22 protein-coding genes and 3 tRNA genes are annotated in these 24,779 nt (G+C 33.0%); 5 read left to right on the top strand and 20 right to left on the bottom strand.

What is annotated here, in order from left to right:
- Nucleotides 1-11: 11 nt before the first annotated feature.
- From hpt to EGX96_RS04960, 16 genes are all read right to left on the bottom strand, one after another.
- The gene (gene hpt / locus EGX96_RS05040) at nt 12-554 is read right to left on the bottom strand and encodes a hypoxanthine phosphoribosyltransferase (protein ID WP_000892188.1); all 543 of its coding nucleotides are present in this window, start codon (nt 552-554) and stop codon (nt 12-14) included.
- A gap of 4 nt (nt 555-558) precedes the next feature.
- Nucleotides 559-1,833 carry a tRNA lysidine(34) synthetase TilS gene (tilS, locus tag EGX96_RS05035; protein ID WP_000282856.1) on the bottom strand — a complete coding sequence of 425 codons (1,275 nt, stop codon included), beginning with the start codon at nt 1,831-1,833 and terminating at the stop codon, nt 559-561.
- A 1-nt stretch (nt 1,834) separates the two neighbouring features.
- Nucleotides 1,835-3,121, bottom strand: a complete 1,287-nt coding sequence (locus EGX96_RS05030; RefSeq protein WP_000757205.1) for a serine hydrolase — start codon at nt 3,119-3,121, stop codon at nt 1,835-1,837.
- Entirely contained in the window at nt 3,121-3,255 is a 135-nt protein-coding gene (locus EGX96_RS05025) for an SP_0009 family protein (RefSeq protein WP_001061058.1), read from the bottom strand. Before EGX96_RS05025 ends, EGX96_RS05030 begins: the two co-directional genes overlap by 1 nt.
- A 2-nt stretch (nt 3,256-3,257) precedes the next feature.
- A complete protein-coding gene (locus tag EGX96_RS05020) occupies nt 3,258-3,629 on the bottom strand; it encodes a septum formation initiator family protein (protein WP_000042845.1) in 372 nt (123 codons plus the stop codon).
- On the bottom strand, nt 3,616-3,888 hold the full coding sequence (locus tag EGX96_RS05015; protein WP_001234967.1) for an RNA-binding S4 domain-containing protein: 273 nt from the start codon (nt 3,886-3,888) through the stop codon (nt 3,616-3,618). The genes EGX96_RS05020 and EGX96_RS05015 overlap by 14 nt, the downstream gene beginning before the upstream one ends.
- A 290-nt stretch (nt 3,889-4,178) precedes the next feature.
- Complete coding sequence (mfd, locus tag EGX96_RS05005) at nt 4,179-7,676, bottom strand: transcription-repair coupling factor (RefSeq protein WP_001021202.1); 3,498 nt, start codon at nt 7,674-7,676, stop codon at nt 4,179-4,181.
- Nucleotides 7,673-8,248, bottom strand: a complete 576-nt coding sequence (pth, locus tag EGX96_RS05000) for an aminoacyl-tRNA hydrolase (protein ID WP_000240196.1) — start codon at nt 8,246-8,248, stop codon at nt 7,673-7,675. The genes mfd and pth overlap by 4 nt, the downstream gene beginning before the upstream one ends.
- Before the next feature lie 83 nt (nt 8,249-8,331).
- A complete protein-coding gene (gene ychF / locus EGX96_RS04995) occupies nt 8,332-9,447 on the bottom strand; it encodes a redox-regulated ATPase YchF (protein ID WP_001218687.1) in 1,116 nt (371 codons plus the stop codon).
- A 159-nt stretch (nt 9,448-9,606) separates the two neighbouring features.
- Nucleotides 9,607-9,810: a hypothetical protein gene (locus EGX96_RS04990; protein ID WP_000369332.1), complete on the bottom strand. Its 204-nt coding sequence runs from the start codon at nt 9,808-9,810 to the stop codon at nt 9,607-9,609.
- Between the two features lie 201 nt (nt 9,811-10,011).
- Nucleotides 10,012-10,209, bottom strand: a complete 198-nt coding sequence (locus EGX96_RS04985) for a DUF951 domain-containing protein (protein ID WP_000285199.1) — start codon at nt 10,207-10,209, stop codon at nt 10,012-10,014.
- A 9-nt stretch (nt 10,210-10,218) separates the two neighbouring features.
- Nucleotides 10,219-11,112 (bottom strand): diacylglycerol/lipid kinase family protein, encoded by an 894-nt coding sequence (locus tag EGX96_RS04980; RefSeq protein ID WP_000987446.1) that lies wholly within the window; start codon nt 11,110-11,112, stop codon nt 10,219-10,221.
- A gap of 57 nt (nt 11,113-11,169) precedes the next feature.
- Nucleotides 11,170-12,306: a DNA polymerase III subunit beta gene (gene dnaN / locus EGX96_RS04975; RefSeq protein WP_000581132.1), complete on the bottom strand. Its 1,137-nt coding sequence runs from the start codon at nt 12,304-12,306 to the stop codon at nt 11,170-11,172.
- Between the two features lie 154 nt (nt 12,307-12,460).
- Nucleotides 12,461-13,822, bottom strand: a complete 1,362-nt coding sequence (gene dnaA, locus EGX96_RS04970; protein ID WP_000138202.1) for a chromosomal replication initiator protein DnaA — start codon at nt 13,820-13,822, stop codon at nt 12,461-12,463.
- Nucleotides 13,823-14,020: 198 nt separating this feature from the next.
- The gene (locus EGX96_RS04965) at nt 14,021-14,794 is read right to left on the bottom strand and encodes a ParB/RepB/Spo0J family partition protein (protein ID WP_000456087.1); all 774 of its coding nucleotides are present in this window, start codon (nt 14,792-14,794) and stop codon (nt 14,021-14,023) included.
- A gap of 97 nt (nt 14,795-14,891) precedes the next feature.
- The gene (locus EGX96_RS04960) at nt 14,892-16,121 is read right to left on the bottom strand and encodes a S1C family serine protease (RefSeq protein WP_000728358.1); all 1,230 of its coding nucleotides are present in this window, start codon (nt 16,119-16,121) and stop codon (nt 14,892-14,894) included.
- A 200-nt stretch (nt 16,122-16,321) separates the two neighbouring features.
- Between EGX96_RS04960 and rlmH the strand changes: the two genes are divergently transcribed.
- Complete coding sequence (rlmH, locus tag EGX96_RS04955; RefSeq protein WP_000768335.1) at nt 16,322-16,801, top strand: 23S rRNA (pseudouridine(1915)-N(3))-methyltransferase RlmH; 480 nt, start codon at nt 16,322-16,324, stop codon at nt 16,799-16,801.
- Between the two features lie 71 nt (nt 16,802-16,872).
- Here rlmH and EGX96_RS04950 read toward each other — a convergent pair.
- Nucleotides 16,873-16,946, bottom strand: a tRNA-Arg gene (locus EGX96_RS04950).
- A gap of 191 nt (nt 16,947-17,137) precedes the next feature.
- Here EGX96_RS04950 and EGX96_RS04945 point away from each other — a divergent pair.
- A tRNA-Glu gene (locus tag EGX96_RS04945) sits at nt 17,138-17,209 on the top strand.
- Between the two features lie 29 nt (nt 17,210-17,238).
- Nucleotides 17,239-17,312 (top strand) — tRNA-Asn (locus EGX96_RS04940).
- 67 nt (nt 17,313-17,379) lie between these two features.
- On the opposite strand, the gene EGX96_RS04935 is transcribed toward EGX96_RS04940, so the two are convergent.
- The 3 genes from EGX96_RS04935 to EGX96_RS04925 all read right to left on the bottom strand — a co-directional run bounded on the left by EGX96_RS04935 (nt 17,380) and on the right by EGX96_RS04925 (nt 22,639).
- Nucleotides 17,380-19,959 carry a YfhO family protein gene (locus EGX96_RS04935; RefSeq protein WP_000154437.1) on the bottom strand — a complete coding sequence of 860 codons (2,580 nt, stop codon included), beginning with the start codon at nt 19,957-19,959 and terminating at the stop codon, nt 17,380-17,382.
- 122 nt (nt 19,960-20,081) lie between these two features.
- Nucleotides 20,082-21,701, bottom strand: coding sequence for an ABC-F family ATP-binding cassette domain-containing protein (locus tag EGX96_RS04930; protein WP_000958804.1), 1,620 nt, complete (start codon nt 21,699-21,701; stop codon nt 20,082-20,084).
- A 65-nt stretch (nt 21,702-21,766) separates the two neighbouring features.
- On the bottom strand, nt 21,767-22,639 hold the full coding sequence (locus EGX96_RS04925; RefSeq protein ID WP_000037681.1) for a YitT family protein: 873 nt from the start codon (nt 22,637-22,639) through the stop codon (nt 21,767-21,769).
- A 243-nt stretch (nt 22,640-22,882) separates the two neighbouring features.
- On the opposite strand from EGX96_RS04925, the gene EGX96_RS04920 reads away from it, so the two are divergent.
- Both EGX96_RS04920 and trpS read left to right on the top strand, forming a co-directional pair.
- The gene (locus EGX96_RS04920) at nt 22,883-23,575 is read left to right on the top strand and encodes a YoaK family protein (protein WP_123957847.1); all 693 of its coding nucleotides are present in this window, start codon (nt 22,883-22,885) and stop codon (nt 23,573-23,575) included.
- Nucleotides 23,576-23,682: 107 nt separating this feature from the next.
- Complete coding sequence (gene trpS / locus EGX96_RS04915) at nt 23,683-24,708, top strand: tryptophan--tRNA ligase (protein ID WP_000165475.1); 1,026 nt, start codon at nt 23,683-23,685, stop codon at nt 24,706-24,708.
- The last annotated feature ends 71 nt before the right edge of the window (nt 24,709-24,779 follow it).

The following is a 24,779-nucleotide window of genomic DNA, read 5'->3' as shown; positions in this document are numbered from 1 at the left end:
GTACCTTTTTTCTATTTTGAGTAAATTTCTTCTTTTAACACACCAACATAAGGTAAGTTACGATAGTTTTCAGCATAGTCTAAACCGAATCCCACAATAAATTCATTTGGGATATCGTAACAAACGTAATCAGCATCAATATCTACCAATCGCCCTTCTGGCTTATCAAAAAGGGTTGCAACTTTGACAGAGTTAGCTTGGCGATACTTAAACATATCTCGAAGGTATTTTAATGTACGTCCAGTATCAATGATGTCTTCAATAAAGATTACATCTCTTCCTTCAATGTTAGTATCAACATCTTTTAAAATTTTAACTTCTCCACTACTAGTTGTACCACCATGATAGCTTGAAACAACCATAAAATCAATTTCAACATGTGTATCAATATGCTTTAATAGCTCAGCCATAAAAGGCACTGACCCCTTTAATACACCTACTAATAATGGATTCTTACCTGCATAATCTGCAGTTAATTTAGCTCCTAATTCTTTCGTTTTCAGAATAATATCTTCTTCTGAATATAAAACTTTTTTTATATCATTTTCAAGCATGATGTCACCTTTTTTCTAAATTTTCAATATAAAGTTTGCCCTTCATTATATCATGTTCAGAAGGTTTTCTCAAATATGTTCTACCTGCAACAATCACAAATATCAACTCTTTATTTTGCTCCCCAATAACAGCTTCTTCTCTCTCTTTTAGAGTTATTTTCTCATCAATAAATAGACGGCGAATTTTTTTAGTGTGATTTCCTAAAAATATCCTATCCCCTTCTTTTCTTCTTCTTAAAATAATCGGAGAAGTATCATAAATAGGAATAGTAATGTCTGCTTGAGAAATGAATTTTCCATAGGAAAATAAATATTGTGAGAATATTTGTATATTATGCAATTCTAATCTTTTTTCAACCTTAAAACTATCCGTCTTAGGATGGATTTTTGTAATATGAAAACTCTCGTAATCCTTATGAAGAAAATAGCCCGATTTAATAGTATAGTCAATATTGGCTTTAGTTCTAATCAATTTTAATATTACTCTGAACTGTTCTTTACTCACTTGTAAATCTGGAAATTTGCTAATGTAATCTTGCAATAAAAATTCTTGGACAGAATGAGTTTGCCTTAAAAAATCATAGCAGTTTGTTACTTCGATGCTCCTTGTTAGGTCTGTTAAAGCCGTGAATAAACACTCTGTTTCCTCAGAGAGAGTTATGAGAGAATCTTTCAATTGATTATTTTCTCTTTCCAAAGCAGGAAAGTAGACGTTTCTTATTCGATTTCTTAAATAATCAGACGAAGCGTTGCTAGCATCTTCAAAATGAAAAATATTTGGTAATAACTCCTTTTTATATGGAAGAAATGGTCTAATCAATTGACCGTTTGCAAAAGCACTCACTTGCTTAATCCCTGATAAATAGCGTAGCCTGCTTCCTCTTAAAATTCTCATAAATACAGTTTCAGCTTGATCATCAGCATGGTGAGCTGTTACTAAAGCCGTGTAACCTTCTTCACGCATAACTTTTGAAAAAAAATTGTAGCGATGGTTACGTGCTCTATCTTCTGAAAATATTCCTTGAAAATAAGAGATAAAGACAGGGACATCATGTATCTGTCCCCACTGTCTGATATATTCTTCTTCTTTTTCTGATTCTTTTCGCTGTCCATGATTTATGTGTGCAATACCAATACTAATCGATAACTCTTTTTGATACTGGTATAAAAATTGCAACAAATTTATTGAATCAATGCCACCAGAAACAGCAATTAGAACTTTCTGATGAGCGGTAAATAACCCTTTGGATAAGGTATCTTTCAAAATAGTGTTATACATATTATTTTAAAACCTGGTAAACGTCGTCAGCAATCTTAGTGATATCATCGTAAGATGATTTATCCGTAAAGATAATCATAATAAAAGGTTGTTCTGCATAAACAATAGCCGCATCATGTTTGTAGTCATAAGCATCTCCAATTTTATGTGCTACTTTAACTGGTATATTTTTAGGGATTCTTGTATTATCAAAATCAGTCTTTGATAGGTAATTAACAATATCTCCATTTTGATAATAAATTGCTTCCATCATTTTACCCGCAGCTTGTGGAGAAATCTGGCGTTTTTTCATATCCCAGTGCATACCAGAAATTGTGTCTACTTGTGTTTGAAACATTGAATCATATTGATTATTGACATAATAACCTAGCATATTTGTTGCAACATTATCTGATTCCTTGGCAGTTGCTTCAAGTAACTCCTTAACGGTATATAATTTATGATCAGCTTTTTTCTCTAATTTCCCACTACCACTTGGATCATAGCTATTAGGAAATTGATTAACATTATCTTTGTATTCAAATTTGCTGTCCAATGACAGTTTTCCTAATTTTACTTGCTCTTGGCTAGCATAAAGTGTTGCTAATTTTGCAATACTTGCAGAGTACATTGACCTATCAATATTAATACCAGCTACTGTCTGTGTATTTAATTGTTTGATGTATATACCATATTTATCTTTATTATATTTTTCCAATAATACTTCTTGAACCTTAGCCATACGATTATCAGCAACCGATAGATCTTCTACTGATATCCAAAAACCACTGTCCGTTTTATAATAAATACCATGTTCTGTTTCTGCTTGTTCTACTAAATGCACTCTGGAATAAGGTTTTAAATTATTTTTAACTTCACTAACACCATTTGTGTAAGGTGCTTCATAAGTCACAAAAGAAGGTTTTAACCAATAATCCAATGAGACAGATTGCTGCTTAGAAACTAAATCATTAAAAATAGCTTCACGACTAGCCTTTATGAACTGTCCATTGGACAAAGTAAATACTGGAATTCCATTTGAATTAATTGTAAGAGAAACAATCGACAATAAAGTATTTGGAACTAAAGTCTCTCCTGTTATGGTTAAAGCTTCATCTTGAAAACTGCTTATTTCAATTTTTGTAGTTGGTCTCTCTGGAATAGCATCAAAATACATTTCCTTATCCACAACTGTCTGAGTTAAGGCGTATCGTCTATTTTGAGAAAGCGTTAATGGCTCCTCGGTACTTATAGCTGGGATTGATACAAAATATAAGCTACATAATAAGAAGGTTAAAACTTTCTTCATTACTTTTCTCTGCTCTCAATCTTTTCTTTTTCTACAATTGTTTGCCTAAGTTGATAGTTCTTATCAGCTAATTCTTCTAGTTTGTCATCCGAGTAGGCTAGAAAATGTTCTATTGTTTCAATTAAATTATTCATAATTATTTTGGTAAAAGGTCTGGTAATGGGTAAATCATTTCGCCGGTCTTAGAGAAATAATACTTAGCTCGAGCATATTTTTGAACGTAATCTGGATTTTTTAGTTGTTTTGCTAGCAACTTCTGGTTCTCAGTTCTATTAGTTAATGTCTGATAGTCTTTCGTTAATTTTACAACTTCTTGACGACGTTCTTGTAAAGTTCTGTAACTCTTAACTAAATTATAAGTGGGTAAAATAAATAAAAGCATGACAAAAATAAGAACCCAACCCATTAAACGATTTTTTCGGCGTAACTCCTCAGCTTCGTAACGTTTTTTTAGATTCTCATCGTTAATATATTGATTATTTAACTGAACAACATTAGGCTTGCTCATCTGTTTCTATCCTTGTTTCATTAATAATTTCATACATTTTGATAGCATCTTCTTTCTTAGTGCTATCTTTCATTTCTAATACTTTAACGGTCAACAATTTATTACCAAAACGAATTTCAACTTGGTCATTAAGCTTTAGGTCAGTTGATGACTTTGCTAATACGCCATTCACCTTGACACGTCCTTTGTCTGCAACTTCTTTAGCAACGGGACGACGCTTAATGATACGCGACACTTTTAGATACTTGTCTAATCTCACTGATGATCACATCCTTCTATCTAAATTAACTCTACTATTTTAGCATTTTTTTGGAAAAATATCTGAACTGATAATATTTGTCAATATAATGTAACAAAAAGAGAGCTAATAGCTCTCTTAATTCTCTCAAATATCAAGTAAAAAACTTCTATTTTAATAACCTCTAAAAATATTTATGTCTTTCAAAAGTTGAGATGTTTGACGTGAAACATAATGTTGCTCGTACTATTCTTCTTGAACCAAACATTTTCTAAAAGAGTATCCAAATTTCCTTGCAACTTTTCACTTAGTTATTCTTCTACTGGTTTACGTGACTTAATCTCGATAAAACATTCGGCAAATTTTAGAAGTTCTTCAATAATTTCATAATTTTTCTTATGTTTGATATTAAAAACAACTTCCATCTTACCATTTGTTTCGCTAATTCTAGCCTTAAGTTGAGTTTTTGATAGTGCTTCAAAATAATCTTGAGTTAAAAAATACTTCAAAGATGCTTTTTCAAATAGGATGCTTATTTCATTACCTTTTCTTTCTACTAATTCAGTAAAGGCAAGGTCCAGATAAGCTTTTAAAAGTCCTATTTCTAAAAGGTATGCAACTTGATCAGGATATTCTCCAAAACGATCTATTAACTCATCTTGTAAGGCTTCATAATCAGCCCTAGTTTCTAATTCACGAATACGCTTATATATTTCTATTTTTTGGCGCTCATCTGATATATATTCTGCTGGTAAATAGGCGTCAATTTGTAAGGCTAATTCAGCATTACCTTTTTGACGAATTAATGATTTCCCTTGTTTGGTGGCAATCGCTTGCTCTAGAAGCTGTGAATACATCTCGAATCCAACCGAATCAATAAAACCACTTTGTGAAGCTCCTAAAATATTTCCTGCACCACGTATAGATAAATCACGCATCGCTATTTTAAAACCAGATCCCAATTCTGTAAACCCTTTGATTGCATCTAGTCTTTTCTCAGAAATTTCTGTTAAAACTTTATCAGGTCTGTACATAAGGTAAGCATAAGCAATGCGATTACTTCTACCCACACGGCCTCTTAATTGATAAAGGGTTGACAAGCCCATATGATCTGCATTTTCAACAAAGAGGGTATTAACATTTGAAATATCGACTCCTGTCTCAATTATTGTCGTTGCAACTAAAACATCGTAATCTCCATTGATAAAGTCTATTAATGTATTTTCTAATTGAATTTCAGACATTTGACCATGAACAAAACCAATACTAGCTTCTGGTACTAACTCCTGAAGTTCTGAAACTTTCTGATCAATAGTGTCAACTTTATTGTAAACATAAAAAACCTGTCCTCCTCTGTCTATCTCACGAATAATAGCTTCTCTAACTAAACCAGGATTTGTCTCCAAAACGTAAGTCTGCACAGGATAACGATTAGTTGGAGGTGTTTCAATGACTGATAAGTCTCTAATGCCAAGCATTGACATATGTAATGTTCTAGGTATTGGGGTCGCTGTCAAAGTTAATACATCAACTTTTGTTTTTAATTCTTTTAACTTTTCTTTATGCTTTACACCAAATCGCTGTTCCTCATCAATAACTATTAACCCTAAATCCGAAAATACAACATCTTGAGAGAGAAGTCGATGTGTTCCAATAATAATATCAACTTGGCCCTTAGATAATCTTTTTAGTGTATCTGTTTGTTCTTTTTTGCTACGAAAACGACTAAGTACATCAACTGTAACAGGATAATTGCTAAAACGTTCTTTAAAATTTTCAAAATGCTGCTGGGCTAGAACTGTTGTTGGGACTAAAACAACAACTTGTTTATGGTCATTGACAGCTTTGAAAGCCGCACGCATAGCAACCTCTGTCTTACCAAAACCAACGTCTCCAACCAATAATCGATCCATCGGACGATTACCTTCCATATCCTGTTTAATTTCTTTTATAGACCGCAATTGATCCTCTGTCTCTACATATGCAAAATCATTATCAAAGTCATTTTGCATATTATCGTCAGGAGAAAATGCAAATCCTTGTAATTGACTACGCTCTGCATAAAGTTTCAACAAATCATCAGCAATATCTTCTACTTGCTTTGCAACTCTCTGTTTTGCTTTTTTGAAGCGACCATCATTTAACGTATTAATTTTAGGCTCTTTGCCATCTGCAGAGACATATTTTGTTAGAAGTTCAATTTGTTCTACGGGGATAGAGATACGATCAGCATTTTGATATTGAATAGTCAGATAATCACGATGAATACCTTGTATCTCAATTGTTTCAATACCTAAAAATTTTCCTACGCCATGAACATTATGAACAACATAATCGCCAACTGAAAGTTCATTATAATCTTTTAGACGTTCTGCATTACTAATATTACTGCGTCTAATTTTCCTTTTAACACGCCTATGATAAATCTCACGTTCAGTAATCAGAACAATTTTCTCATCTGCAAAATAAAAACCATTTGAAAGATGCCCAACAATAAGTTGTGACTCCTTTTGAACGATATCGTTTTTATCTGAAATGATTAAATCTAACCCATATTCTTTTAAATTTTCTTGAAGGAGATTTAAACCTTTTTGAGAATCTACTTGCAACAGTACTGTCGCTCCAGATTTCTTATAACGATTGATTTCATCGACCAACAATGGAAATTGATTAAAAAATTCTTGCATTCCATATTGAGTAAAATGATGAAGTTTATCAAATTTCAGATTTCCTAATCCTTTGTGGAAATTTGAAAAGAAGGTTGCTGGTTGGTATTGTCTTAATTGCTTATAAGGATCTGAAAAATAGTTCAAACTAGAATGAGACTTGCCTTGTTGTAAATCTTCCGTCAGAAGGCTAGCTATTTCTAAATCTAACTTAGCATTTCGATCTACAATTTTTTGAAAATCATCAACAAAAAGTGGAGTTCCCTCAGGAATATAGTCTAATATTCCCCATTCTTTTTCATAAAAGATACTTAGAAAACGACGAATATCTGAGTGCTTAAAATGATTCTCAGTTGTAGATAAAACCTCGCTCAAATAGGTGCGTTGTACCTCACTAGCTGTTACTAGATAGCCCTCAAGTTTTTTCTTTGCACGCTCGAAATCTGCATCTTGTAAAATAATATCATCTGCTGGCGAAATCTGTACTGACTCTAATTGTTTAAGAGACTTTTGAGTGTCAATATCAAACTGCCTGATGCCATCTATTTCATCTCCGAAGAATTCCAAGCGATAAGGATATTCTTGTGTCATCTCAAAAATATCTAAAATATCTCCTCTTTGGCTAAATTCACCAGGACTAAATACTTGAGAAACTTTCTGATAACCTAAATTGACTAGGTTCTTACACAATTTATCTAAATAACATTCTTGACCGATTTCAAACTTATATTGACTTTTCGAGAAAACTTCCGGATTTGGTAATAGTAACCTTAAACCACTGATACTAGTAATCAAAACACCGTTTTTTTCTGGATCTTTTAGAAACCTCAGGGCACTGAGTCGTGAAATTGATTTATCTAATGAAGAGAAAATAAACTCTGCTGCAGGAACGTCATCAGCAAAAAATTGATAAACGTTATCTTCTCCAATTAAACTTGATATATCACTTGATAATTTATCAGAATCGGTTTGAGTGGCAGTGACTACCATAATTTTTTTAGATAACTTCTCGTAGGCTGATGCTATGGCAATAGCTTTACTTGCTCCTGAAAACCCCATAACTAATTGGCGACTATTAGTTACTAATCCAGAGTGCCATGTCCGCACCACTTTATTTTGGCTAAATAATTCTATAATATTCATTTTAAACCGTTGTATTTCTGCATTGTTTTTTGAAAATCATTCGTCTGTAAATAATAATTGACAGCATTGTCAACCTTATCAAGGGTATTTAATATCATAATTTCATCATTTTTATCAAATTTCCCTAGAACATGATTAATAACTGTCATACGTCCATTCGGACGTCCTATACCTACTTTAATACGATCAAATTCTTGAGTACCTAAATGAGCAATAATAGACTTGATACCATTATGTCCCCCAGCAGATCCTTTTTGACGAAAACGTATTTTACCGACTTCCATGTCTAAATCATCATATATGATAATCATATCCTTAATAGAAATGTTGTAGTAAGTAAGCAGGGCTTTTACAGCAATACCACTGTTATTCATAAAAGTAGTCGGTTTGATAAAATAAATTTTTTCACCGTTGATAAAATCACTACCTATCTCTGCTTTAAAATTTTTATCTTCTGTAAAGTTGACGTCAAGGTCTTTTACAATTCTGTCAACAGCCATAAATCCAATATTATGTTTTGTATCATTATATTTACTTCCTGGATTTCCTAATCCAACAATCATTTTTACCATTATCTTCTCCATTAAAACGCAAAAATGGTTAAGGATATTAACAATATCCTTAACCTAAAAGTTAACAAATCGATTATTTATTACTAGACATTGAAACGGAATTCCATGATATCGCCATCTTGAACAATATACTCTTTTCCTTCTTCACGTAACCGGCCAGCTTCTTTTACTGCTTTTTCAGATCCATATTGAATAAGGTCATCATATGACATCGTTACTGCACGAATAAAACCTCTTTCAAAATCTGAATGGATAATACTAGCAGCTTGTGGAGCTTTTATACCACGCTTAAACGTCCAAGCGCGAACCTCTTTTTCACCAGCAGTAAAGTAAGTTCCAAGGCCTAAAAGATGATAAGCAGCTCGTGTTAATTTATCAACACCAGATTCTGTTAATCCAATAGCTTCTAAAAATTCTAACTTATCTTCATCATCAAGTTCAGATATTTCTTCTTCAGCTCGAGCAGAAATCACGACTACTTCTGCATTCTCTGTTTCTGCAAATGCACGAATTTGATTAACATAGTCGATATCATCAGGATCAGCTACTTTGTCCTCATCAACATTAGCAACATATAAAACAGGTTTAGTTGTTAATAAAAAAAGACCTTTAACAACTTTTGCTTCCTCTTCTGTAAACTCAATGGTACGAGCTGATTTCCCATCTTCCAAAACAGGTTTAATCTTTTGTAAAACATTGAACTCTGCTACTGATTCTTTATCTTTTTGAGTTCGTGCCATTTTTTCAACACGCGCATAACGTTTATTGATTGACTCTAAATCAGCTAAGATTAATTCAAGATTAATAGTATCAATATCTGCTATAGGATCAACGAAAGCATCCTCACGACCTTGTTCACGCATAACATTTTCATCATCAAACGCACGTACCACATGAACAATAGCATCCACTTCACGAATATTAGCTAAAAATTTATTACCTAGACCTTCCCCCTTCGAAGCACCTTTAACAATACCTGCAATATCAGTAAATTCAAAGGTTGTCGGAACTGTTTTTTTAGGCGTAATCAATTCTGTCAATTTTTGTAGACGCTCATCTGGTACTTCTACCATACCAACATTGGGATCAATAGTCGCAAAAGGATAATTAGCAGCTTCTGCTCCTGCTTTTGTAATTGCGTTAAATAAAGTTGATTTACCAACATTTGGTAAGCCTACAATACCTGCTGTTAAAGCCATTTAGTGAGTCTCCATTCAAATTTCAATCAAGACTATTATATCAAAAAATAGAAGAAAAAGCGGTATGATAAGAAGAAAATTTCAGATTTGCTTATCATTATGCCACTCTTTCACCTTCATTTAAATTATCCACTCCGAAACAAAGGGAATACCTAGAGCTTATAAGAAAGTTAATATAGCTAAAATAATTAGTAGAGATCGAATAATATTTCGAAAAATAAACCAATAAATTTTATTGTATTTTCGTAGATCAAGGGGTTTATTTTCATAAATACGTTCAACTTTAACTTCATTTGTTTTAGCTAAAACATGTTCATCTAAGCTCACGTCAAAAATCTCAGCTAACCTGATTAAATTATCCAAATCTGGTGTGGTATCCCCATTTTCCCATTTTGATATGACTTACCGAAAAATAAATAACTGTTCTGCAACTTTCGTCATTGTCAATGACCACCTTTCTTCTTTCGATAACATTAGAATAGCTAATTTTCCAACGGCATACTAGCATTATTTAGGAAAGTATTGGTTGCAAATATAGCTATAATTATTTGTTTAAAAGGACTTTCATGGTTGCAGTACTTTTTTTAATTTTCGCTCAAAATCATAACGACTCATCATAATCACATGCTGACAGTTAGTACACTGAATTTTAATATCAGCTCCTACTCTCAGTACCTTCCATTGATTAGCCTTTTTACCAGTTTCTTTAATTACACAAGCATGAGGTTTTTTCATTTCAACAAGTGATCCAACTTGATACATCTTTTCTCCTTACATATATAAATACCTTTTTTGACATTTTAAACTAATCTGATCTAACTCAACTATTTCGCCATCTATTTCAATCAAACTATTTTTAGGAAAATATACGGTCATAGCTTTGAAAGTCTGGTGTTTTATACTTTTAGAGGTAGTATGCCTTTTAAAAACCAAAGATAATAAAATACTTAATCGTTTTAGAAAAGTATGCCCTTTAGCGTAAACCATATCTAACTCTGCAGTTAAAGCACTTGCTTTAGGCCAAATAGTAATGCCACCTCCAAAATAAGTGTTATTTGCTAATGCGAAAAAATAAAGGTCATTTAGTTTTATCTGCTGTCCTGTCTCTCCTTCCACTAATACTTGTACTTTAGAAGAATGTAATAATGATTTGATAGCTATAACAATGTAAGTTATTTTTCCTAGACGATATCTATTCAAAATATTTTTTATTTTAGAGTTAGATGCTTTCCAAACGACATAGGCTGCAAAACCTAAATCTAAACTATTCAAAATCAGCCCTTTATCATAAATAAAGCAATTAATTTCCTTTAATCTTTCTGTCTGAATAGCGGTAAGGGTTTCTTTGAGGTTAGGAATTTTCAAAGCTCTGGCAAAATCATTTCCCGAACCAACAGGATAATAAGTGCACGGAATATGTTGGGGGAGATAAGTCATTACTTTTGATAAGGTACCATCTCCTCCTATAATCATTAGATGATCACTTTCTTTAAAAGACCTTAGTATATTAATGACTTGTTTTTTTTCATCATCTTTCTGTTCTGTATAGAACACAGAAATATCTTCAGTATGATAAAGCTCCTGAATTTTACCAACAATAGTGGAGGCATTTTTATTACCAGCATGGGGGTTAGCTATTATATATAGAGTCATATTACTCATCATTATAGCATATCTTAGAATAAGAAAACTACCCAAGAATAACTTGGGTAGTTTTCTTATTTAGTTAGTACGAACAGGAGTTATTAATTGGATGAAATCTTCAGTATCTTCACCAGGTGTCAAAGTAAATGGACGTACTGGAGAAATAAATCGAATCGTAACTGTTTCGCTTTTTACTGCTTTTAAAGATTCAATTAGGTAAGTTGGATTAAAGCTAATATTTAAACTATCACCTTTAAGACTAACAGTATCCAATTCCTCATTAACTTTACCAACTTCTGGAGAGTTTACATGAGCTGAGACTGTCTCATTTTGAATTTCTAAACGAACAGTACCGTTCTGAGTTGCATTCGAAATTAAATAAGCACGTTCCATAGCATGGCGTAAAGCATTTGTATTAAAGATAATTTCGGTTTCAAACTGATTAGTTAGGAGGCGATCAGTATCAGGGTAGTTTCCTTCAAGCAAACGTGTATAGAAGCTGATATTTTCACTTCTAAATAACATTTGACTATCTGAGAAGAAAACCTCTACAGTTTCAATATCATCTGTAAAAACAGCCGAAAATTCTCGAAGGGATTTACTTGGAACAACCAAATCAAAATTATTAGCCGATTTCTCTAATTGGAAAGTGCGTTGACTCATACGGTGTGAATCTGTCGCAACAGCCTTAAAGTATTTATTTTGACTGATAACCAAATGAACACCTGTTAAGATTGGACGGCTTTCTTGTTGGCTAGCAGCAAAAGCAGTTTCATTAATAATTGATTTTAACAGTTTAGTTTCTAATGTTAATGGAGTATCTGTTGTCATTTCCTGCAGACGAGGGTATTGATCGACATCCTTACCTTTCAAAGTAATCTCTGATTTTCCACTAGTAAGAACAATTTGATGTTGTTCAATCTCTGTAAATTCTAAAGTTACATCTGGTAAACTTGAAATAATATTAATAAAGAAACCAGCTTCTAACAAAATAGAGCCTGGATTCGTTACTAGTAAACCTGCATTTTCATTTGAAGCAGGAATAGTATTTTCAATTGAAATTTGTCCATTTGACCCCGTTAAAATGATAGCATCCCTAGTCACTTCTATTTTAACAGTTGAAAGGATTGGAATCGCATTTTTATGACTAATAGCTCGTTTGGTTACCGTTAGAGCATGCAAGAAGAAATTTTTATTTATTGAAAAATGAATCATAGTATATCCTTTATATATTAGTATAAATTTAGTAGTAATAGTAGGTCCTGTTAAAGTTGTGAATAAGTATTATAACTTTAATATTCATAAGGAAAATAACTTGTTCACAACCTGTGGAAAAGTCTCGTATTTTTCTGATACTTATCCACAAAGCCTATCTGATTTTATTTTTGATAGTTTCTATCTCAATTCGTAAGTTGTCATCTTGAGCAACCATATTTTTTATTTTATTATAAGCGTGGAGAACAGTTGAGTGATCTCGTCCCCCAAATTCTTTACCTATTTTTGGGAGACTGTTATCTGTCATCTCACGAGCTAAGTACATGGCTACCTGTCTTGCAAGGACAATATCTTGTGTTCTTTTAGTTGCTTTTATCTCTTTTACAGTTACGCCATAGAATTTACCAACTTGTATTTGAATTTCTTCTATAGGAATGACAGTAACAATAGGACCATCATTTTTACGTGCTCTGATAGCTTCTGCAGCTATATCTACTGTAATAGTTTTAGCATGCTTAAAGTCAGCAACTAGACTAATATTTTTCAAGGCTCCTTCTAATTCACGTACGTTGGAATCAAATTCTCCTGCTAAGTATTCAATGGTATCTTGAGGAAAATCATAAGGATATTCTTGAATTTTATTGGTTAAAATAGCAACTCGTGTTTCAAAATCAGGTGGTGTGATATTTACTGGGAGTCCCCAACTAAAGCGCGTGACTAGACGTTCTTCTAGATCATTTAATTGATTTGGATTTCGGTCACTGGTCAATACGATTTGTTTATCGTTTGTATGTAAAGCATTGAAAGTATTGAAGAACTCCTCTTGGGTCCCCCCTAAGGTTTTCTTAGCAAGCGACTGAATATCATCAATCAGGAGTAAGTCTAAGTTGCGAAACTTTTCTTTTAATTCTTCCATCGAATCTAAACGAATATGACTGACAAATTCATTAATAAAATTCTCAGCAGTGATGTATAAAACCCTCGCGTTTGGATTATCTCTTAAGACTTGATTTCCAATAGCATTTAGTAGATGCGTCTTTCCTAGACCAGGTCCCCCCCAGATAAATAGAGGATTATAAGTCGTGCCAGGACTATCAGCTACAGCAATTGATGCTGAAACAGCCCATCTATTTTCATCTCCTTGAACAAAATTAGCAAAAGTATATTTCTCTTTAAGGTTAGAGTCGATTTTTCTAATTGGTAAAGTATTTACTTCATTGCTAGATTGCTGGTAGTTAGAAAAACTAGTTTCTTGTAAATGTAAATCGTTTGAGACATAGTTAGCTGTAATTTCAGCATTGAAAATTTCAAAACCAGCTGTTAGGATAACAGGCCCCAAATTTTGTTCCCAGAATAGCTTTTTCATTTCAATGTTATCTAAAGTAATAACTGCAGTTTGATGTTCAATTTTGAGGAGTCTAGCCTCTAGAACAAAAAATTCATAAGCTGCTGGTGCTATTTGAGAACGAGATAGCTCTAGTACTCTATTCCAAAATAGTTGTTCGTTTTCCGTCATAGCTTCTTCCTTATTGTCTTGTGGATAATTATTGTTATATTGTACCATAAAAAAATAAAGTTTTCCACAGATGTTGAAGAATAAAATCAACAATGTTAATTAAAGTTTTCCACAGACTGTGGAAATTAGAGAATCAACAGAAAAATAGCAAAATACCTTGTGGATAAGTTTGATTAAATAAAAAAATAATCAACACCCTTATTTTAGAGTGTTGATAATTCTGTTTAATTCTTCTTGGTTAGCGAAAGCAATCTTTATATTGCCAGCACCATCTTTATTAATAGTAAGTTTCACTTTGCTACCTAGAAATTGAGCTAACTCATTTTCTTGATGTTTTAGAAAGACATCTTTATTTTGAAGTGACTTATGATTTGTTTTCTTTTCTTGTTTTAATAACTTCTCTAGTCGTCTTACACTAATATCTTCAGTGAGGATTCTCTGATACCAATCTTTCTGTTGACTAGCATCTGGTAGACTGAGTAGTGCACGCGCATGACCAGAGGAAAGTTTTCCTTCTTCAATAGCTGAAGTAATTAGTGGCGGTAAATTTAGTAGTCGTATCGTATTTGATATATAGGGACGAGATTTTCCCATATATTTTGCTAACTCTTCATGTGTCATACTTTTCTTTTGTAGAAGTTGAGAGTAGGCTTTAGCCTCTTCAATAGGTGACAAATTAGATCGTTGTAAATTTTCGACAATAGCTAATTGCATACTATCATCATTATTATAGGATTTTATAATTGCAGGTATACTTTCCAATTTAGCTAACTTTGCGGCTCTTAGCCGTCGTTCTCCGGCTACCAGTTCGTAACCAAAGACTGCTGACGGTCTTACAATAATGGGTTGGATAAGGCCATTAATTTTAATAGAGTTGGCTAATTCTTCTAGTTCTTTTGTATTAAATTCTAGGCGAGGTTGATACGGATTTGGAGCAATATGATTGATGTTGATCGTTTCTAAATATTCCATTTTAGACCTCAGATTCTATAGACTTACTAAAGGGATTGGTCTATCTGACCAACCCCTTTAATTTTACTATATCTTAGTTAAAATAACTAGAATTGATTTAGTTATTTGCTCGTTGTTTAGCTAAATCTTTACTAGTTTTAGTAAGTTTTATAGTGACTGTTTGTTTATTTTCACCACGATAAAAGGTTACTGTTATGGAATCCCCTACCTGGTGGCCATAGAGTAAACTTTGTAAATCACTTGGAGATACTACTTCTTTATCGTCAACTTTAGTAATGACATCGTATTTCTTTAGTTTGCCTTGAGCTGGCATGCCAGATTGGATAGATGCTACTACAATACCATTAGTAACATTACTTGGGATTTTCAGTTTACTAATAACATCGGATGGTAAATTACTTAATCCAGCCATAGAAATACCTAGAGCAGGTCTCTCTACTTGTCCGTTACTCTCAAGTTGATTGATAATCTTAACAACATCATTTGAAGGAATGGCAAATCCCATACCTTCAACGCTATTTCCTGACGATTGTCCTGAGGTTTGATTTGATGTAGAAGAAATTTTACTAGAATTAATTCCAATAACCTGTCCTTCAATATTGATAAGTGCTCCACCTGAATTACCAGGATTGATAGCAGCATCAGTCTGGATAGCATTTGTAGAAACTGTTTGTCCTTCTTCATTAGTCATTGTTACAGTTCTTTTTAAACTAGATACAATACCTTGAGTTACAGAATTTGCATACTCAGTTCCAAGAGGGCTTCCGATCGCTATAGCAGTTTCACCAATGTTGAGTTTTGATGAATCAGCAAATTCTGCAATATTTGAAACCTTATCTGATGGAATTTTGACGACGGCTAAATCAGAGTAGGTATCTGACCCAACAAGTTTCCCAACTGCTTTTGAGCCATCAGCTAGTTGAATTTCAATTTGTTTAGCCCCATCAATGACGTGGTTATTAGTGACAACATAGGCATTTTTACCATCTTTTTTATAGATGACTCCAGAGCCTTCACCGTAAACTTGTAAGCCCTTATCAGTGTTGCCCCCCTGATTACCAAAAAAATGACTATAGAAGTCTGATAGGTCAGAACGACTCTCTTGTTGTTTATAATTGATAACAGAAACAACACTATTTTGTACCTTTTTAACAGCTTTTGTTGTAGGCGTTATGTTATTATAATTTACTTTACTAGTTTTAGTGACACCACCATTTGGAATATTGTCATTATGATTCATGACAAAACTAGCAAATGCTCCACCAGCAAAGCTAACAATAATGATTAGAGAACACTTTAGAAGTGATGAGACTAATTTTTTTTTCACAAATAGCTACCTCCGTAAATTTTTATACTAATCTTATGACAAGCTTCTTAATTATACCTTAAAAGCTAAAAAAAGGAAATATCCACAACTTGTGGATAACCTTGATTATAGTTATAGAATACCTATAAAATAAGGGGATATGTAAGGATAAACATGTGGATAAATTGTGAAAATATTGTGGATTATGTTATAATGTAGCTATGAAATTAAAAATAATTACAGTTGGAAAATTGAAAGAGAAATACCTTAAAGAAGGTGTTGCAGAGTATCAGAAACGTCTGAATCGCTTTTCTAAAATTGAGACAATTGAGCTAGCTGATGAAAAGACACCTGATAAAGCTAGTATATCTGAAAATCAAAGAATTTTAGATATAGAAGGGGAACGTATTTTGAGTAAAATAGGTGAGAGGGATTATGTCATTGGTTTAGCTATAGAAGGGAAACAATTGCCATCTGAATCATTTAGCCATCTAATCGATCAAAAAATGATATCCGGCTACTCTACTATTACTTTTGTTATTGGTGGTAGTTTGGGTTTATCTCAAAAAGTGAAAAAACGTGCTGATTATTTAATGAGTTTTGGACTGTTAACCTTACCTCATCAACTTATGAAATTAGTCTTGATGGAACAAATTTATCGTGCTTTTATGATTCGTCAAGGCACTCCTTACCACAAATAATCGTTCCATTTATGAAACAACTGCTAAAAACAAATAAAAAGCCTAGATAATCTATCTAGGCTTTCAATATCTGATTCCAGCAGGATTCGAACCTGCGACCGTTCGCTTAGAAGGCGAATGCTCTATCCAGCTGAGCTATGGAACCATCAACTCTGTTATTCTACCAAAATATTAGGCAGGCTGTCAAGTTTTCATATGTACTATTTATGAGTTGGAAATATATTTTTTTGCTCATAAGTAGGTTCAATTTTTTTGTAAAAATTATTGAACAAAAGTATAGACAAACCTTTTTTTTCTGATATAATATTAAGAGTACTAAGGAAACACCTAACCTATGGTCCGTTGGTCAAGGGGTTAAGACACCGCCTTTTCACGGCGGTAACACGGGTTCGAATCCCGTACGGACTATTGATAACTGCTTTGCAGTTTTTTATTTATCCGGCATAGCTCAGTTGGTAGTAGCGCATGACTGTTAATCATGATGTCGCAGGTTCGAGTCCTGCTGCCGGAGTGATAAGACACATCTAAACGTTGATTTGTCGGCGTTTTTTTGTTAATAAAATAGGATGAGAATACTCTCATCCTATTTTATTTTTTCCAAATTTAAAATAATAGACAGTAAATAATACTATTCCAGTAATAGATAGGCCTACCCCAAATTTAAAGCCGTAAGGGATAAAAATTAATGTTACTTTGCCTTTTCCTTTAGGAATATTTATTTTCATAAAACCTTTCTGAGCTTTGAAAATTTTTATTTCTTTATTATTTTGATAAGCTTTCCAACCCCTATCATAGGGAATAGTGAAGAAAAGAGAACTTCTATTAGGACTTGTATAATTAGCAATAACTTTATTGTGATCAGTTCTTACTTTTACTTTTCGTTTATTAATAACAGTCATAGCTTTTTGATAAGCTTCTAACTTGAGCCCATAAAAGTGAGGAATTGGGAAAGAAACTTGATCATTGTGTGGAAATTGAAATTTTACTTTGATACGACTGTTTTCAGCAAAGGAACCAATATTAAAAAATGAATAAGCATTATCAAGAGTATTAGGTACAAATGGTCCATTATTAACGGAGATTTGAACAATTTTATTTTCCTCATTATTAAAATTTATAAACGGCATACTAACATATAACTGACTGTTTTTAGGGATAGTTATGTTATAGGTAATTTCAGTATTCCCTTGTTTATTCTTTTTAACAAATACTTGTTTATTAAGAGTGGTTTGCCCAGAAACGCTATTTGGAATAAGATGCTCAAAATACGTCTCTTTCAAACCACTTAATTGATTTAAAAGAGTTGTCTGATTATCCAAAGTATTCACAGTAAATGGTTTATCTTGATATACTTGATTCGTTAGTATAGCTAATTGACTGGCAAACTGATTTTTGTAAAGAATGGTTTGTTTATCTTGAGCTTTTTTGATAAAACCAAATTTATCAAAAGGATATTCTGTAAGGTTATACTTCACACCAAATAGACTATCTGCGATCAAAGTATTATTTTGATAACGTAAATTTAAATTTGTACCATCTGATTTAAAGCCAAGTCTATCAAGCACTTGACTTGAAGAACGATTTCTAATAGATGAAAATTGTGAAATACCATTATAATTATATTTCATAGAGTCGTTGCCGGTTTGTCCTAACCAGCGCTCTGTACGGAAGAATGTAGAGTTATTTCTCTCAGTCTTTCTGACAAGTTTGCTAATGCTGTGATTATATTTAGCATATCCTTGCCTAGATGGAAATATCCATTCATCGTTAAGACTATTTAGTTGGTAAAAGGTGTTTAATGTCATCTCTAATACAACAAAACCAATAAGAAAGGGATAAAAAACTAATTTAGGGATTTGCTTACTGACAAAACTAATAGTTAGAATAATATAAGCTGAGAGGAAAGTTAAGGTTAAAAGAAGTAATTCAAGATTAAGGTAATGATAATGCTTTTTAAATAAAAACGTGATTATGAAACCACTTACTAAAATTAAATTGACCCCTAAAATCTTTTTCCAAGAAATGTTGTCTAAATACTCAAGGCATTCAGCAGCTAGCAGACAGATAAGTACTGAAAGTACCCAAGAGTAGCGATGGAGAAACATATTTGGAGCATGCATCCCTTGCCAAAATAAATCTAGAGGTGTTATATAAAAACTAGCAATAACAAATATTATTAAAAATCCATATGCTAATCTAGTCCTTCGAGGAACTTCCTTTATTGTAAAGTAAAGTAAAGAAAGGAGTAAAGGAAGTAAACCTACATAAATCATAGGAATAGAGCCAAATTTTGTTGTATCATAGGCTCCAATCATATTTTTAGCAAACAAATCCATGTACCAAGAATTTTCTGTAAACATCTTCGATACCTTTGTCAACTTTTCACCATGAGTAGTTAAATCAAAATAAGTTGGCAAAATCATAATGCTACTAGTCATACCAGCTAAAAGAGATAAAAAGGTAAAATGAAGAAATTGTTTAAATGCAACCTTACTATCAGTATTACGGGTTATTTGTACGATGAAGTAAAGGCTAGTAAAGATGGCAGTCATAAAACCAAAATAATAGTTTTGGATGAATAAGGCTGTCAGAGAGAGGAAATAAAGTATAGGTTTTCTTTCCCATAGTAGCTGATCAACTCCTAAAACAACAAGGGGAATTAGAATAAATACATCTAGCCACATATTAATTTCAATTTGGCTAATTGAGAAACTCATTAAGCTATAGCAAGTAGAAATTACTAAAAGTAAGACACGATTAACTTTACAATGACGTTTACAAAGAGTGACAAACATTGACAAACCTATCAACCCTATTTTACATATTGTTAAAAGGTAGATAGCATCAGGCATATTTTTTAGGTTAAAGAAATAAACTATTGGGGATAAAAAACTTCCCAAATAGTAACTACTCAGAGCATAAAAATTTAAACCTAAACCGCTTGTAAAGGTATAGAATAAGCTGTTTGAACCATGAAGAATATTTCTTAATGCTTGATTAAAGATAACATATTGATGAAAGCCATCGCTTGCTAATATGGTTGTTGGACTTCCCCAATAAATATTCTTAGTAAAGAGGATACAGACTATGATTATGAAGGGAAGTAGAAAGCTTATTGTATAGTAAGGTATACGAAGCTTATAGTGGTTAATTGTCATATATATCTCCTAAGATAAAAAGGCTGGACACTATTTGTTCCAACCTTTTTATTTAAATGATTAATATAGTTTTAAGATTTTCAATCTTGACACGTTTATTAGGTTAGAGATATGCCAAAGGATTATTTCCAGAGTTGAGCGACCTTAGCTTGTACTTCGGTATTTTCAAGAAATTCATCGTAAGTTTCATCGATACGATCGATAACTCCGTTTTTAGAAAGAACAATAATATGGTTCGCTAAAGTTTGAATAAACTCGTGGTCATGACTTGCAAAAATAATAGATTCTTTGAAATCTTTTAGTCCATCGTTGAGACTTGAAATAGATTCCAAATCTAAGTGGTTTGTTGGATCATCAAGAACAAGAACATTAGATTTTAATAGCATTAATTTCGAAAGCATAACGCGTACTTTTTCACCCCCAGATAAGACATTAACAGATTTGTTAACCTCATCTCCAGAGAAAAGCATACGACCTAGGAAACCACGTAAGAAGGTATTATCGTCTTCTTCTTTACTAGCAAATTGACGAAGCCATTCTAAGATTGACTCGCCAGAAGCAAAATCTCGTGAATTGTCTTTTGGAAGGTAAGAACGACTAGTTGTTACTCCCCATTTGATTGTTCCTTCATATTCGATATCCCCCATCAATGCTCGAATAAGTGCAGTAGTTTGGATATCATTTTGTCCAATAAGTGCAGTTTTATCACCAGGACGAAGAATGAAACTGATATTATCAAGGATTTTTTCCCCATCAATAGTGACAGAGAGATTTTCAACGGTCAATAAATCATTTCCCATTTCGCGTTCGGCTTTAAAGTTAACGAATGGGTATTTACGGCTTGATGGTACAATCTCTTCAAGTTCAATTTTATCAAGCATTTTTTTACGAGAAGTTGCTTGTTTTGATTTTGAAGCATTCGCTGAAAATCGTGCAACGAATTCTTGAAGTTGTTTAATTTTTTCTTCTGCTTTAGCATTACGATCAGCTTGTAAACGAGCTGCTAATTCTGATGATTCTTTCCAGAAATCATAGTTACCGACGAACAGTTTAATTTTTCCAAAATCAAGGTCAGCCATATGTGTACATACTTTATTCAAGAAATGACGGTCGTGGGAAACTACAATAACTGTATTTTCAAAGTCAATCAAGAAATCTTCTAACCAAGTAATAGACTGGATATCAAGTCCATTGGTAGGCTCGTCAAGGAGAAGTACATCTGGTTTACCAAAGAGAGCTTTTGCAAGGAGAACTTTAACTTTGTCTCCATTAGCTAGTTCACTCATATTTTGATAATGAAGCTCTTCTGAAATATTTAGATTTTGGAGTAATTGAGAAGCCTCACTTTCAGCCTCCCATCCACCGAGTTCAGCAAATTCTCCTTCTAATTCCGCAGCGCGAACACCATCTTCATCAGAAAAATCTTCTTTCATGTAGATAGCATCCTTTTCTTTCATGATACTATAAAGTGTTTCATTACCCATGATAACGACATCAATGACGCGCTCATCTTCATAATCAAAATGATTTTGGCGAAGTACAGAAAGGCGTTCATCTGGGCCAAGTGCAATATGTCCTGTTGTTGGTTCAATATCACCAGCTAAAATTTTAAGGAAAGTTGATTTACCAGCGCCATTTGCTCCGATAAGACCATAGGTATTTCCTGCTGTAAAGTTAATGTTAACTTCATCAAATAATTTGCGATCACTAAAACGTAGTGAAACATCTGAAACTGTAAGCAATTTTGTTACCTCTTGTGTATATTCTATCTGCTATTCTACTAGAAAAAGCTTTAATTATCAATCGATTACATTGGCATAAGAATGTCTTCATCAAGACGTCCATGATTTTTTTGAAGACTAAATCCACGTCCAGAAGCTTGTGATGTTGGAGTTACTGTTATGAAGGCTGTTTCGTCAATTTCTGCTATTGCCTCTTGTAATTTAGCAAACTCATAACCAGCAATAGTTGTCATAAGCATGATTTGATTAGTTCCAGAATATCCCCCTTTAACGGGAATTTCTGTTACTCCTCTATCTGCGACAGTATTGATATATGTCTTAATTTTTTGGTGCTCTTGAGAAACGATTAAGACAGTGCTTAAGGTTGTAAATCCAGTTTGGATAGCATTAATAATATAACTAATAGTTATCAACCCAATAATAGAAAACATAACCGTATCACTGTCAAAAGCTAGGAAACCAACAATTGTAACAAGTCCATCAATCAATATAACCCCTTGTCCAAGGCTTATAGGAGTATATTTTCCTAAGAATTGAATGATAATCCCCGTTCCACCAGTTGAAGAGTCGCTCCAAAAAACAATCCCCAAACCACATCCTACAATAACACCTCCAAAAAGTGCTGCGAGGAGTGGGTTGTGGGTCAAAGTTGGTACACTTTGTGTTAACTTAATAAAAACAGGAAAAATCCAAGAACCATAGACAGTTTTTAAAAAGGTTTGTTTACCTAAGCCAAAGTAGCAAAGAAGGAGCAATGGAATATTGATAATCATAATAAAAAAAGCAGAATCCCAACCAAATACTTCATGAAAACTAACTGCCAAACCACTAATCCCCCCCGTGACAATATGATTATGAAGAAAGAAAGCGTTGAAACCAAATGCAACAATTAGAGATCCAATATTTAATAGTATAAAATTCTTAATTTTTTTAGACATGATAAGCTCCTTAACTTTAGTAATAATAACATGATAAAAAGAGAAAGCTGTCAATAAATAATATTGACAACTCAGTCATAACATTTTTATTTTATCAAAACTTATTATTACCTATTATCTAACAGCGAGACTTGGTAGTCAAGTAAATTTAGAAAAGAAATTTCTCGATATTTTTGAGTTGAATGCCTATTTTATTGGTATATAATAGAAAACATGATAATACAAGAAGGAGAATTTGCTATAATGCGCAGAGATGATATTATAATGCCACAAGATGGAAGAAAAATGGCTGTATTATTGGGTTTTATTGGTGGTTTTATTGACGTTTATAGTCACATGCAGTTTCACTCCCTTGTTGCAACACAGACAGGTAATATTATCTTGATGGTGGCAAATCTCGGACAAAATGATTTTCACTTTTTTATCACTAAATTATTTTCTATTTCCTTTTTTTCAATTGGTTTTTTGGTTGGTATTGTGATTAAAGAACGTGCAGTAACAGCTTTTTGGCGTCTATATGCATTATGTCCCCTTTTACTTTCTACGATGTTTATTCCTTTTGTTGAAAATGTAAACCACAATATCTGGGTAGCTTTATTAGCCTTTAGCACAGGTATTTTAATGTTGACATTTTCAGGAAGTCGCATTGAATCGGAACCATATACTATCTTAATGACTTCTGGTAATTATCGGAAAATGCTACAATTTTGGTATGAGTATATTGTTAATCGTCAGAGAACGGCTATGCAAAAAAGACGAGCTATCAATTATTCACTGGTAGTTCTAGCATTTATTATTGGAGCATTGGTAGCTGCAATAGTTTACGATATTTTTGCATATAGAGCTATTTTAGGTGTGACGATAACGCTTTTAATTATTATGATTCATTATACGATTGAAATTATTAAGAACGATTTAACGTTACATAATGTTTAATCATCTTAATAAGGTGAATGTTTCTTGTAGGGATGAATTGCAATAGGGCTTGTGACATGATAAGATAACTATATGAAATGATATCTTTGGTATATTAAGGAGTAAACATGACAAAACCAATTATCTTAACAGGTGATAGACCGACAGGAAAGTTGCATATTGGACATTATGTAGGTAGCTTAAAAAATAGAGTTCTACTTCAAAATGAGGGTAGCTATACTTTATTTGTCTTTTTAGCAGACCAACAAGCACTGACAGACCATGCTAAAGATCCGCAAACTATTGTTGAATCAATTGGTAATGTTGCACTTGATTATTTAGCTGTTGGGTTAGATCCAAACAAGTCGACTTTATTCATTCAAAGTCAAATTCCTGAGTTAGCAGAATTAAGTATGTATTATATGAACTTGGTTTCACTTGCACGTTTAGAACGTAATCCAACTGTAAAAACAGAAATTGCTCAAAAAGGTTTTGGTGAGTCTATTCCAGCAGGATTCTTAGTTTATCCTGTTGCACAAGCAGCTGATATAACCGCTTTTAAAGCTAACCTTGTTCCTGTAGGGACTGACCAAAAACCAATGATTGAACAAACACGTGAAATAGTTAGATCTTTCAATCATGCTTATAATTGTCAGGTTTTAGTTGAACCAGAGGGAATCTATCCAGAAAATGATGCAGCAGGTCGTCTGCCAGGGTTAGATGGTAATGCAAAAATGTCTAAGTCATTAAATAATGGAATCTTTTTAGCAGATGATATGGATACAGTTAAGAAAAAAGTTATGAGTATGTATACTGATCCAAACCACATTAAAGTAGAAGAACCAGGACAAATCGAAGGTAATATGGTATTTCATTACCTTGATGTTTTTGGAAGAGATGAAGACCAAAAAGAGATTACTGCTATGAAAGAACACTATCAAAAAGGTGGACTTGGGGATGTTAAAACAAAACGTTATCTACTTGATATCTTAGAGCGTGAATTATCACCTATTAGAGAACGTCGCCTCGAATATGCTAAAGATATGGGACAAGTTTATCAAATGTTACAAAAAGGTAGTGAGAAAGCTCAAGCTGTTGCAGCCTCTACTTTGGATGAGGTTAAATCAGCCATGGGTTTGAACTATTTTAAATAATATATGTCCTATAATAAAAGAGAGCTAGATATATCTAGCTCTCTTTTATTATAGGAATGCCTAAGGAGTGA

The sequence above is a fragment of the Streptococcus sp. FDAARGOS_520 genome, from assembly GCF_003812685.1.
Lineage (GTDB): Bacteria > Bacillota > Bacilli > Lactobacillales > Streptococcaceae > Streptococcus > Streptococcus agalactiae.
This window is presented reverse-complemented; position numbering and strand designations above follow the sequence as displayed.